The following is a 12,941-nucleotide window of genomic DNA, read 5'->3' on the forward strand; positions in this document are numbered from 1 at the left end:
AGAAAAGGTTTTGATTTATGGCGACAAGTAAAACCCGATTCAGCTCCGGCACAACTGGCAAACAATCTCAGCAAGGTCAGGCGATGATCGAATATGTGATTGTGACCGGTGTGCTGGTGGCGGTTCTGTTCGTTCCTCACGAACTGACTAACAACATGGCGCCTGCTGATTATCTGGCGCGTTCGATCGCTACGTTTTTTCGTGGATTCAGTTATCTGATTTCTATTTTTTAATCTACTTGTCAGTTCATTTCCTTGAAAATCTCAAAAAATACCCTGTTACTAGGTGGTGCTGTTACCTTGGGCATCTTGTGCTTCGTCGGTGCGCAATACTACCTGCGTTCCTATTTGTCGCAGGCTGAGTCGCGTCTTGCGGGCTCCTATAAAACGAAAAAAGTGATTGTTGCTGCAGTTGAGTTACCAGCAGGTAGCACCTTATCTGCAGACAATCTTGCGGTTCGTTCGATTCCAGAACGTTATCTTGCCAGTAGTGTGATTGAGCCGGAAGCTTTGGATGCCATTGCTGGCCAGCGATTGATCAACGCGGTGAAACCCGGTGATCCGATTGACCGCGGAGGGCTCGAACGTAGTGACCGTGCAGCCTTGTCTACAACGATCCAGAGCGGTGAACGTGCAATCACGTTTCCAGTTGATGAAATCAGTTCTATTTCAGGGATGCTGATCCCTGGTGACATTATTGATTTGATGTTTACAGGCTCGTCACCCGTTCCGAACGGAACCCCAAGCAGTCAGTTCAACGCCGCAGAGTTTATCAGTGGCACGCAGAAAGAACAGTTAAATGTGCGTCTGATTTTACAGTCAGTGCCCGTTCTTGCAACGGGGAAAATTACCAAAAAGCAGACCATAAGAACTGAAAATGGCGCGCAAAAGGAAATCGATGTTGACTTTAATACAGTCACATTGAAAGTGAATCCGACCGATGCACAACAAATTTTATTAGGTCAAAAATTAGGCCAGTTGACGGCGATTCTGCGAAATCCAGACGACAAAAAGGCGTTGGGGAAAATGGTACTGGACGAGGCAACATTTAAGCAAACTGCGCAAAACCATCGTAGTAATCCAGCCGAGTTTGTTGAAATTATTGTCGGTGGTACAGGGAAAACAGGTGGTGTAAAAATGCAGAGTGAAGTTGGAAAAAATCCGTTAGCAGAGGCGCTGGGCACACTGATGCAACCACAGGTTGAGAAGTCGTCTGCAAATGCTGCCGTTAATTCTCTGGATGTGAAGAGTCGTTTAGGTATTACATCGCAGCCTGTACCAACCAGTGATACTCCTTTTTCAAAACGTAATAGTAAAAACGGATGAATGACGTGATTAAAGTAATTTTATTGATAATCAGTTTCATGTTATCGAGTGTTATGACTGAGGCTGTTGCGGCATCTTCAACAAACGAAATTGAACTGTTTAGCGGACAAGCGCAAGTATTGCCCATTGCCGTCACCCGCATTGCTGTCGGTAACGGAAAGATTATTTCCGTATCTATTGTTTCGCAAAATCAGTTGCTTATTCTGGCTGAAACGCCAGGCGTTTCAACTTTACATTTGTGGATGAAAGATGGCAGCCAAAAGGAAATGACCGTATTTGTATTAGAAGCAAATATGAAAAAAATTCTGGATGACGTTAATCGCCTGCTTGCTAATGTCGAAAATGTCAAAGCTAGAATAGCAGGTTCCAAGATCGTGCTAGAAGGCGAAATGGTGAGCGACGTTAATCAGGAAAGAGCGCAGGCCATTGCGAAAATGTATGCAGAACACGTTGTGAATTTCATTGGAAAAATTGGCTGGGAGAAAATGATTTATCTCGACGTCAAAGTTGTAGAGTTAAGCACCAAAGGTGCACGCGATCTTGGAATACGCTGGGATTCGTCGGTAAACGGTCCGCATGCTGGCGTGCTGGCAGATTTGTATAGCAATGATCTCTACCGTTACGTTCCTGGTGTGCAATCCAGTGGTCTAGACCTCACACAGGTACCCTTGCCTGGCAAGGTCTGGCCGCCGAAAGGCTTTGTCACGATGGCGTCGCTGATCACTTCCCGAATCAATTTACTGGTACAAGATGGTGAAGCTGAGGTATTGGCTGCGCCAAGCCTGACGACTCGCAGTGGGTCGAAAGCACGCTTTGTTTCAGGCGGAGAAATCCCTATTCCTATCGTAGGTGGCTTTGGACAGACCAACGTCGAATTTAAAGAATACGGCATCATTCTCGAAGTCACGCCGGTTACAGATAAATCCGGGGCAATTTACGCCAAGGTGGACGTTGAAGTCAGCAGCGTTGACAAATCGGTGAGCGTACTCGGTATTCCTGGATTTTTGAAACGGAAATCGACTGCTGAATTCAATTCTAAGGAAGGCGAAACCGTGGTTCTGAATGGCTTGTATTCCTATGAAAAATCTGCCGACACGCAAAAAGTGCCGGGAATGGGCGATGTCCCGTTGGTGGGTGGGCTGTTCCGAGACAAGAGCAGTAATATTTCCAAACGCGAAGTCGCGATCATCATCACCCCGAGGCTGATACAGGCGACGCCAGATCCTGATAAGGAAGTCAAAGATATTAATGCGCAGAAGTTATTCGATACGAATAAAAACATACGTGATCGCGAGATGTTACCGAAACCAGCATCCAGTTTGTCCATCACGGAGTAAGTTATGTTGACAGTTGAATCGAAGCGGCATGATGGTGTCGCACAGGAATATCGTATTGAAAACACTTGTATTCTCGGTTGCGACGCGGCATCGTTGATTCCCTTACCGGCATCTGCAGGTAAGCGCGCATTGCGGGTGTTGACTGAAAGTAGTGGGGTTTTCAGTATTGTTGATCTGGGTTGCCCTACAGGCGTCTTTGTCAATGGTGAACGTATCGTGCGTTATGGCCCTTTGAGAGTTGAGGATGTGATTGTCGTCAGTGGGCAAACTCTACGGATCAAGTCCTTGAGTGCTAATAAAATGCAGAGCATAAACGCAGATACTGCGTTTATGAATCCAAGTTCAGATATTGCAACTGCAGAGGTATTACCACTTAAGCGTCCTCCGACGATGGCTGAAAGCAACGCTCCACCAGAAAGCGTTGCCGAGGAAAAAAAACTGACGACTCAATTAAGTGTAGAAGATCGTGCGCATCAGTTAGCGTTGTCAACGAATGCCGGCATTTTGCATGCGGAGTTAATTAAGACATTGGATCTGCGTCGGCAAGACGTGACGCGCATGGGTGATGTGGAATTGCGTGCAGTTGCAAGTAAGCTAATTAAAGAGTTGATTGATAAATTGCCGTTGCCAGCACAGACTGACCCGCATGAGCTTGAAAAGTTTGTACTGGATGAAGCGGTTGGACTGGGTGTGCTCGAAAGCTTGTTAGCTGATCCTTCAGTGACCGAGATTATGGTAAACGGTGCGGAAGATATTTTTGTCGAAAGAGCCGGGCAGTCACGCCGTTCCGATATCGCTTTCAGTAGTGAGAAAGCGTTGATGGGTGTGATTGAAAGGATTGTTTCGCCTATCGGTCGGCGGGTCGATGAATCAACACCGCTATGTGATGCGCGTCTGAAGGATGGTTCACGGGTAAATATCGTCATTCGTCCGATTGCTCTAAAAGGTCCTTCAGTATCGATTCGTAAGTTCGCCCAGCGTCGCTTACAAGTCGACGATTTGGTCAAATTCGGATCGGTTGACGAAGGGATGGTACGTTTCCTGAGAATTTGCGTTGAGCAGAAAAAGAACATCATTATTTCTGGTGGTACCGGTTCAGGTAAGACGACCTTACTGAATGTTATATCCAATCTGATTCCACCATTCGAGCGTATTGTTACTATCGAAGATGCAGCTGAGTTAAAGCTCTATCACGATAATTTGGTTACATTGGAAGCACGTCCAGCCAACGTCGAAGGACGAGGGCAGGTGAGTATCCGCGAACTGGTAAAAAACTCGCTGCGTATGCGCCCGGATCGTATTGTGGTAGGCGAATGTCGTGGTGGTGAAGCCTTGGATATGTTGCAGGCAATGAATACTGGCCACGATGGGTCGCTAACTACAGCCCATGCTAATTCGCCGCGGGATATGTTATCTCGTCTTGAAGTCATGGTCTTGATGGCTGGCATGGATTTGCCCGTCACAGCGATTCGAGAACAAATTGCTTCTGCCGTGCAGATCATCGTTCAGCAAACCCGTTTTGCTTGCGGTACTCGTAAAGTCACCAGTATTACAGAGATCACCGGGATGGAGCGCGGTGTGATTCAAATGCAGGAAATATTTCGCTTTCAGCGTTTGGGATTTTTTGATGATGGCAAAGTTCGAGGTCAGTTTATGCCATGCGGCTATGTGCCGACCTTCTACGAAGAGTTGCGTGAGCAGGGTGTTGATCTTGATCTGTCTATCTTCGGGGCTGACAATGAAGAAATGAATCGTCATGTGTCGGGGCAGGTTGGCAATGCTTAGTCCTCTTCTGCCATCCGTATTTGCATTGGGATTTGCGCTGAGTGCGATTCTGTTCGCCTACGTCGTATGGAAACTTGGGCATCATCTGATACAGCGCTATCGGGATAATGTCTTGAGCAGCACTAGCTTAAAGTTATCTGACATGTTCATTTTTCTGGACACAGCCATCCTGATAAAAATAAGTGCAACTGCTACTTTCATCGTTCCGTTGTTGTTGCTCATCATTACCGGAAATCTTTTGCTGGCAATCGGCGGTGCCGCCTTTTGCTTGTTTGGCCCATCATTTTTCCATAAGCGATTAAAAGAAAAACGTCGAAAAACCCTGATACGACAGTTGCCGGACACGCTTGATTCCCTGGTGGGGGCTTTGCGCTCAGGAATGAGCTTGCAGCAGGCGCTGGGATTGCTGGCCGAGCAATTACCGAAACCATCCAATCAGGAATTTGGATTGGTTGTCCGTAAGTTGCGTATGGGTGTCTCGCTTGACGATGTGCTGGAAGAGTTGGAAAAAAGGATAGAGTCGCAGGAATATACGATGTTTACGACCAGCATGCGAATTGCGCGTGAAGTGGGTGGCAATCTTACTGAAGCATTGGAGCGCCTTGCTGACACCATGCGTAAGAAACTGGCGATGGAAGACAAAATAGATGCCCTAACGTCGCAAGGAAAAATGCAGGGAATTATCGTCGGTTGTCTGCCGCTCTTTCTGATGTGGGCGTTGACTGCGATGGAGCCAGAAGCGATGGCACCGCTGTTTAATACGTTATTAGGTTACGGTGTTTTAAGTGTCATCTTTATGCTGGAATTTGTCGGCTTTATTTTGATACGAAAAATCGTGCGTATTGACGTTTGAGGGAAGTCATATGATAGAAATTTTATTGCCAATGTTGTTTGCGCTAACCATAATTTTTAGCATTTGGTTTGTACTACGGATTGTCAACGCGGTGCCAGAAGAAGACCGGACCTACGCAGATAAACCTCCCAAAATGCTGCAACGCATTTGGCCGTTGATCACTATTGTGACGTACTACGTTGGTAGTTATTTATCGGTTGAGTATCGCGAAAAAACCATTCGCCGACTGCGCAAAGTTGAACTCGATTATGCGCTGTCCCCTCAGCAGTGGTTCGCGTCAAGGATTGTGTATGCGTTGATATTCTTTCTTATTACTTGGCTGCTTGCTCTGTGGCTGGGCTCAGGCGGTTTGATGTTGCCTGCTTGCGCAATGGTCTTCGGTTTTTTTTATCTCGAAATCTGGTTGCGCGACAAAATCAAAGTTGTCGAAATTCAGGTATTAAAAGGACTGCCAAATTTTCTTGACATGCTTACTCTGGCAATTGAGTCGGGTTGCAATCTGACTGTCGGTATCAATATCGCCGTCGAAAAAACACCCGATTCACCGCTGAAACGTGCTTTCGCCCGCTTGCTTCGTGAAGTGCGTTCTGGTCGTACCAGGATAGATGGTTTGCGAACATTGGAAGAACGTATGGATATATCAGTTGTTACCTCGCTGACGAGTGCATTGGTGCAAGCGGAAAAAACTGGTGCCAGTCTGGGGTCGGTTCTTCGTGCGCAGTCGACTCAGCGTACGAATGAGCGTTTTGCGCGGGCTGAGAAACTAGCGATGGAAGCGCCAGTAAAAATGTTGGGACCCTTGATTCTATGTATTTTCCCTTGCACCTTCGTCGTACTCGGGTTTCCGATCGGAATGAAGATGATGAACGCATTTCAATGAAGAATTTCAACGACGAATTTAATTGAGCGAGGCATTATGGCAGTAACCAAAAAAATAGTTTCAGTAGCATTGATTCTGCTGATCAGCACGACCTTGGGTGCTTGCGCCAACCGTGCAAGAAACTCTGAAAATATAGGACAGCAACAAACGCTGACGCCAGTAGAAATTAGCCAGATCAGCGCCAATGCGGAGCAGGCCATGGCGGTACAGGATTACCTCAGAGCGATACAGCTGTATCAGACCGTTGTGAAGGCCAATCCTACTGTGGCTCCCGCCTGGTTCCGTCTGGGGATTGCGTATTTGCGCAGTGACCAGCTGCAACAGGCGCAGCACGCGTTTGAAGAAGCTATTCGCGCAGATCCGAAAATGGATAAAACCTATGCGAATTTGGCGATGACCCACTTATTGGAATTCAGAGTGATTGCACAAAAGGCGCTGCAAAGCGACCAAGTATCGGATGCGAATCGCTCAGCGCTGCGCTCGCTGATTGCAGATGTTGAACACACGCTGAATCTGCCTACAAAAAGCCAGACTTCGCTGACCAAGTAATCATGGTAATTTCGTTTTACAAAATATTGAAAAAGCAATCTGGTGCGACGACCGTCGAATTTTATGTCGTTGCCTTTTTTGTGTTGATCCCGTTGATCATGGCCGTCATGCAAATGGGATTGTTCATTGTTGCAAAAAATACTGTGAATCTGGCGACATTTACGGCGGCTCGCGCTGGCGCAGCATCGGGAGGAGATCAGTCTGAAATGAAGCGGGGTTTATTGAATGCTTTGAGCCCTTTATATGTTGCCCGCGGTTTGGGTGCATTGGGTAGCAATGGTTTGCGCGACGTCAGCAATGGCAATTTTTCGACGGTCATGTCGGCTGCATATGCCAGTGCCGCTATTGATTGGGCGATGTCGATGAACAGTTTGACAGTGTTGAATCCGAGCAAAGCTGCCTTCAATGATTTTTCTATACAAAATCCACATGGTAGCGGCCGTGTTATTCCTGTGACTAATCTGATGAACGATATGAGCGTTGGTTCTTCTTCCCAAGAGACCAGAGCAGATGCCTTGTTATTAAAAATCGAAGTCAGATATTGTTACGAGATGGTATTTCCTATGATTGATGAAGCGGTCGGACTATTGCTGGAACAATTCAGTACATCAATCAATGATCGCTTGTGTTACGCCAGAAAGCCGCCGAATAACCGACGTGGTATTCCTATCGTTTCTCAGGCCGTCATACGTATGACTACGCCACCGTTACAGAGCAATTTCTGATGAGCAACTGGAGCAAACATATCGCGGTTAGTGACCTCCAGATCGATGTCGCCGACAGTTTTTTTACACGATTTTTAGGCTTGATGGGACGACGCTCGCTGCACGATGATCGTGCTTTGCTGATTGTCCCTTGTTCAGATATCCATACGGCATTTATGCGGTTTCCGATTGATGTCGTGTTTATTGATCGAGATGGCTACATTATCAAGATCGTACATCGCTTGCGACCTTGGAGATTTGCGCTGGCTCGGCAAGCCTATGCCTGCCTTGAACTCAATAGTGGCGCAGCTGAACGCTATCAGTTACAGACGGGGCAGTCTCTGCTACGCAATGACATGTTTCAGCGGCCAGTGAATATATGAGAATTCAGTTTAATCATAGCTGTATTGCCGCAATGTTGTTCTTTTGTGCACATCCTGATCTGCGTGCCGAAATATTTACTTATGTCGATCCAGCTTCTGGTGTGACGTTGATGAGTAATGTGTCGCCGACAGTAAATCAGCAAATAGAGAATAGCAAACGGATATCGAATCATGGTCGCGTAAGTCAGGCTGGTTCTGCAGTAAGACCGGTGAATTTTCCAACGGTAAGCCCGCAAACGCAAAAGGAGCGGGATAACGACCGGCGCGCTATTTTGCGGAAAGAATTGGAAAACGAACAGCGTAGTGCCGATGTCGCGCTTGTGCGTCAGGAACCTGTCAGTGTATTACATCGACACTTCGAAAACATTGCAGCATTAAAGCGTGAGTTGGGTGCATTGCTCCCTTAATTTGGGCTCAGAAAAATTTATTTCAGGCGAAAAAGCAGGATAAACAGGATTATCAGCAGGGATTAATATGAAAATGAAAACAAAAGCAGCAATAGGTCAGTGGCGGAATGTGATGTTAACAGCAGTTCTGAGCAGTGTGTTCAGCATGATGTTAAGTGCTTGTGGTGGTGGCGGTGCCGATGCACCTGGACAAAAACCTGCCATCGGTTCTGTTAGTTCACCTGTCAACGCGGCGGTGTTAAGCATCAGCCTCTCAGACATTAGTGGTAAGGCCAGTAATGTCACCACATTTAACAGTCCCTTGATTGCCACTGCCCGTATCGTTGATAGCAAGGGGGCACCGATACCGAATACGCTGTTGGCGTTTAGTTCGGATTTGACGCTAGTCGGATTTCAACCGGGCTCAGGTAGTTTGATGACAGATGCCGATGGCAGTGTAAAGTTGAAATTGTCTCCAGCCTCGCTGACGGCATATGGCGCAGGTGTGCTGAAGGCAGTCGCCAGTTATGCCGGTAACAGCGTACAGGCACAGGCGACATTTATGGTCGGCGACAGTAAGCTCAGTTTGAATTTCGTTACACCTGTGACTAGCCCCATTCTGCTGAAAGCGTATGCGTCGACTATCATCACTCTAGATGTCAAGAGTGACGGCGCGCTCTTTAGCACTAGCCCCGTTTCTATCAGTCTGACATCAAATTGTGCAGTCGCTGGCAAAGCAAGTTTTCCCGCCAGTGTGTCGACCGTGAATGGTCGGGCGCAACTGACTTACCGGGATATTGGTTGCGGACAGACGGATACCTTGTCAGCTGCGATTACCGGTGCAACAACTTCCGCGACCACACAAATCCAGGTGTTATCACCTGATGCGAGTTCGCTAGAGGTCGGCCAGATTATTCCGGCAGATAAATCGATTGTGATCAAGGGTGCAGGCGGGTCTGGGCGCACTGAAACTGCAACGATCAAATTCCGTGTTATCGATCAGTTTGGGAATTCCCTGCCAAATCAGACAGTCAGTTTTACGACCATCTCGACAAAAACTGTCACGCTGAATAAATCATCTGATGTCAGTGACAGCAATGGAACAGTGACGACAACCGTCAACTCTGGCGTAGAGCCAACCGCTTTGCGAGTGCAGGCGACACTGGCAAATGGGGTATCTTCGATTTCAGACACGATTATGGTGTCAACTGGTTTACCGACACAAACATCATTTTCACTTAGTGCAGCAAACTATAACATTGAAGGCTACAACTATGACGATACTCAGACTACAGTTAGTTTGTTGTTAGCTGATCGGTTCGGAAATCCCGTCGCAGATAATACGCCGGTGGTATTTCAAACCGATAGTGGTGCGATTGGTAGCGCATCGCGCGGAGGGTGCAATACTCAGAATGGAGGATGTGTAGTCACATTTCGCAGCCAGAATCCTCGTTATAACAGTGATGCTACCGCTCCACAAAAACGTGCGGGGCTGGCAACTATTACCGTCTCTTCTCTCAATGCCAGCACAGCGTTGACTGGCCAGACGGCAATTTTTCTCAGTGGTAGTTTTGCCAGCAATATCGCCAGAATACTGGATGATGGCAGCAGCGTTCCTGTATCTGATGGTATAACTTTAACTAATAGTGGTTGCTCAGCGATGTTACTGCGTCTACGTATCAGTGACGGGCACTTTAATCCTATGCCAAATGGTACTGTATTGAGCGCTGCGGCTCTGGATCAATTAGAAATCACTGATATTTTTCCGTCCAGCGTGCCTAACATTGCTCCGACTTATAGCGGCGCTTATGTAACAGGTGATCAGGGGTCCGTACATCTGATTCCCGTTAAACCAAGCACTAGCGTTTGCCTTGATAGTGGCACAAAACGTCTTACGGGAAGTACCATTCTTCAAATTAAAACTCCGAATGGAAATGTTACGCCGCTCAGTGTCAAAGTAACGTTCCCCGGCGGAGCATAAGCTCATTGACATGACGGGACGTAGTCAGAAATCAGAGAGAGAGACGTATTGCTTTCAAAAAAAGCTTATCAAATATCTTTTAGCTTTTTTATTTGGAGGCTTAATGACTGTCGCTTATGCGCCAGTTGAAGCATGGTGGTTTCAGATAATTTGTCTCTCTGGCTTATTTTTGTTACCGAAGGCGCGCATTGCTGAAGGTTTTTGTATCGGATTTTATTTTGGCTTAGGCTGGTTCATTTTTGGTATGTGGTGGGTACTTCCCGCTATTGTCCGACATTCGCATACCAGTTGGAGCATTGCTTTTTTATTGAGTAGTTTGTTATTCGTTTATTTGAGTTTATTTCCTGCTCTTGCCGCGGGGGGGTTATCCGCGCTAAATAAATATGGATCAGAACAGCCTCATTATTTTCTGTTACGTTGTGGGACTACTGCATCTGTTTGGGCATTATCTGAATGGTTCCGTGGCAATATATTTTCTGGCTTTCCTTGGCTAGCAACGGGATATGCTCAGGCGAGTGGCCCGCTGTCGTCGTTTGCATCGATTGCCGGAATATTTGGCCTAACTTATCTTAGTGCCTTGTGTGCAGCAATGTTGGCGAGTGTCTGCAAAGAATTGGAGCAGCGGGAATATACAAAAATAATTCCAGTAGTAATCTTGAGTTTGACGGCGCTATATCTTGCAGGACAAGGTTTGCAACGCATAGAATGGACTGAGGGTAAAGGGACATTGAGGGTAAGATTAATGCAAGGCAATTTATCGCAGCAAGATAAATTTTCTTCTATTGGCGTAAGACAAGCGATACACACCTATGGAAAACTGATGAGCGACAGTCAGGCAGAATTGACAGTTTTACCGGAAACAGCGATCCCTATCGAATGGCATTCACAGTCACCTGAACTGTTGGATGCATGGAGAAAGACTGCCACCGACCGAAATACATCGATCTTGGTAGGTACAGTTATTAGCACTCAGAATCAAGAACGCCTAATGACTACGAATAGTGCTATTGCAATGATGCCGGGAAGTTCATCCGCTCTTGCTTACGACTATCGTTACGACAAACAACATCTTCTCCCCTTTGGTGAATTCTTTCCAACAGGGAGCCGGTGGATAGAGTCAATTCTTGATCAGAATTATTCTGACTTTACTTCAGGGAATACATATCAAGCCCCATTAGTGATTAACAATAAAAAAATAGGCGTCAGTATATGTTTCGAAAATTTATTCGATATCGGGACTTTAAACAGAGTTGGTGATGGCGATACTTTAATTAGTATCAGTAACTTTGCCTGGTTTCTTGGTTCGGCAGCTCCGGCACAACATTTGCAGATAGCCCGGGTGCGTGCAATTGAATTAGGTCGTTGGGTGGTGCAGGCCTCGAATACGGGGCGTACCGCCATGATTGATCAACATGGTCGTATTCGCCATGCTTTAGAAGAGGATGTAACAGGCGTATTGGACGGTGAAATTCAGTTGATGACCGGAAAAACTCCGTTTATGCAATTCCGAAATGGACCTATATTGTTTATATGTTTCTTACAAATAATATTTTTACCTTTCGTTTATTTAGGGAGGAAGTCGAAATTTAAGGTGCGTATATGTTAGTACCGACGTGTCCCCGTATTCAGTAGCAACCGGCTTTAGAGTCAGGGGTTAATGTAGCCGCTTTCGTGGCCAGTTGCCTAGCGTAGGCTGACGGCGTCAGCCCACCCAAGGATTTCTTCGGTCGTTCCTCGTTGTATTCCCTCCGCCAGCATTCAATTACAGTGTGGGCATGGGCCAAGCTGACAAACCAGTGTTCGTTGAGACATTCATCCCGTCATCTTCCATTAAATGACTCGATGTACGCGTTTTGATTCGGTTTGCCCGGGTCAATCTGTCGAAGTTGCACTCCCCGACGGTGTGCCCAGGTCAACATGGCACGACCGCAGAATTCTTTGCCGTTGTCAGTTCGAATGATCTTGGGAAGACCTCGCTTGAAACCTAACCGATCCAACATCCGTGTCAAAGGATATCCTCCAATAGCGCGTTCTGCCACGACAGCAATCGACTCATGCGTAGCATCATCCACGATGGTCAAACACTTGATCGCACGACCTTCGGCAGTCCAATCGAAGACAACGTCCATTGACCAGACTTGATTGGCAGCATCCGGCCGAATCAATGGCTGCCGATCAGATACCGGCACCTTCTTGCGCTTGCGACGTTTTACCTGGAGGCCGCATTGCGCATAGAGTCGCTCAACACGCTTGTGATTGATTTGCAAGCCCGCCTGACGAAGCTTCAAATAGATCATCCCGGAGCCGTAACGGCGATGGCGGTGTGCGAGTTCGATGATGCGATCTCTCAGAGCACCATTTTTATCCGGACGAGGCTCATAACGCAACGCGCTGGCACTCATGTCTGCAATGCGCAGAGCATGGCGTTCGCTTAGCCCTCGTTGAACCATATGCCGCACCAGATCACGTCGTGCTGGTGCGGTCACCACTTTTTTTGCAGTGCCTCTTTCGTGATTTCATTTTCCAGCAAGGAATTCGCCAGCATGCGCTTGAGTCTCGCGTTCTCTGCTTCCAATTCCTTGAGTCGTTTGGCGTCGGATACGCTCATGCCGCCAAACTTGCTGCGCCAAAGATAGAAACTCGCCTCTGAGAATCCATGCAGTCGGCATAGCTCTTTGAGTGGTAATCCAGCTTCCGCTTCGCGCAAGAAACCGATGATCTGTTCTTCTGAAAAACGCTTCTTCATGTCTAATCTCCT

The 12,941-nt window shown here is 47.1% G+C and carries 12 protein-coding genes and 1 pseudogene; 12 read left to right on the forward strand and 1 reads right to left on the reverse strand.

Annotated elements, in window-relative coordinates; genetic code table 11:
* Positions 1 to 17: 17 nt before the first annotated feature.
* The 12 genes from H8K38_RS11300 to lnt all read left to right on the forward strand — a co-directional run bounded on the left by H8K38_RS11300 (position 18) and on the right by lnt (position 11,789).
* Positions 18 to 233, forward strand: a complete 216-nt coding sequence (locus H8K38_RS11300; RefSeq protein ID WP_186884924.1) for a hypothetical protein — start codon at positions 18 to 20, stop codon at positions 231 to 233.
* A gap of 21 nt (positions 234 to 254) precedes the next feature.
* The gene (gene cpaB / locus H8K38_RS11305) at positions 255 to 1,325 is read left to right on the forward strand and encodes a Flp pilus assembly protein CpaB (protein ID WP_186884925.1); all 1,071 of its coding nucleotides are present in this window, start codon (positions 255 to 257) and stop codon (positions 1,323 to 1,325) included.
* Positions 1,326 to 1,363: 38 nt separating this feature from the next.
* Positions 1,364 to 2,662, forward strand: coding sequence for a type II and III secretion system protein family protein (locus H8K38_RS11310; RefSeq protein ID WP_186884926.1), 1,299 nt, complete (start codon positions 1,364 to 1,366; stop codon positions 2,660 to 2,662).
* 3 nt (positions 2,663 to 2,665) lie between these two features.
* Positions 2,666 to 4,447, forward strand: coding sequence for an ATPase, T2SS/T4P/T4SS family (locus tag H8K38_RS11315; protein ID WP_186884927.1), 1,782 nt, complete (start codon positions 2,666 to 2,668; stop codon positions 4,445 to 4,447).
* The gene (locus H8K38_RS11320; RefSeq protein ID WP_186884928.1) at positions 4,440 to 5,300 is read left to right on the forward strand and encodes a type II secretion system F family protein; all 861 of its coding nucleotides are present in this window, start codon (positions 4,440 to 4,442) and stop codon (positions 5,298 to 5,300) included. The genes H8K38_RS11315 and H8K38_RS11320 overlap by 8 nt, the downstream gene beginning before the upstream one ends.
* A 10-nt stretch (positions 5,301 to 5,310) precedes the next feature.
* Positions 5,311 to 6,180, forward strand: a complete 870-nt coding sequence (locus tag H8K38_RS11325) for a type II secretion system F family protein (RefSeq protein WP_186884929.1) — start codon at positions 5,311 to 5,313, stop codon at positions 6,178 to 6,180.
* Between the two features lie 36 nt (positions 6,181 to 6,216).
* The gene (locus H8K38_RS11330; RefSeq protein ID WP_186884930.1) at positions 6,217 to 6,729 is read left to right on the forward strand and encodes a tetratricopeptide repeat protein; all 513 of its coding nucleotides are present in this window, start codon (positions 6,217 to 6,219) and stop codon (positions 6,727 to 6,729) included.
* A gap of 26 nt (positions 6,730 to 6,755) precedes the next feature.
* Positions 6,756 to 7,454 (forward strand): TadE family protein, encoded by a 699-nt coding sequence (locus H8K38_RS11335; protein ID WP_222610823.1) that lies wholly within the window; start codon positions 6,756 to 6,758, stop codon positions 7,452 to 7,454.
* Complete coding sequence (locus H8K38_RS11340; RefSeq protein ID WP_186884932.1) at positions 7,454 to 7,816, forward strand: DUF192 domain-containing protein; 363 nt, start codon at positions 7,454 to 7,456, stop codon at positions 7,814 to 7,816. Before H8K38_RS11335 ends, H8K38_RS11340 begins: the two co-directional genes overlap by 1 nt.
* Positions 7,813 to 8,223 (forward strand): hypothetical protein, encoded by a 411-nt coding sequence (locus tag H8K38_RS11345; RefSeq protein ID WP_186884933.1) that lies wholly within the window; start codon positions 7,813 to 7,815, stop codon positions 8,221 to 8,223. The genes H8K38_RS11340 and H8K38_RS11345 overlap by 4 nt, the downstream gene beginning before the upstream one ends.
* 67 nt (positions 8,224 to 8,290) lie before the next feature.
* Complete coding sequence (locus tag H8K38_RS11350) at positions 8,291 to 10,183, forward strand: hypothetical protein (protein ID WP_186884934.1); 1,893 nt, start codon at positions 8,291 to 8,293, stop codon at positions 10,181 to 10,183.
* Positions 10,184 to 10,193: 10 nt separating this feature from the next.
* Positions 10,194 to 11,789: an apolipoprotein N-acyltransferase gene (lnt, locus tag H8K38_RS11355; protein WP_186884935.1), complete on the forward strand. Its 1,596-nt coding sequence runs from the start codon at positions 10,194 to 10,196 to the stop codon at positions 11,787 to 11,789.
* Between the two features lie 19 nt (positions 11,790 to 11,808).
* On the opposite strand, the pseudogene H8K38_RS11360 reads toward lnt, so the two are convergent.
* Positions 11,809 to 12,929: pseudogene (locus tag H8K38_RS11360) on the reverse strand (IS3 family transposase).
* Positions 12,930 to 12,941 lie beyond the last annotated feature (12 nt).

Origin of the sequence: Undibacterium sp. FT79W (genome assembly GCF_014284215.1) — a bacterium.
In the GTDB taxonomy this organism is placed as follows: domain Bacteria; phylum Pseudomonadota; class Gammaproteobacteria; order Burkholderiales; family Burkholderiaceae_D; genus Undibacterium; species Undibacterium aquatile.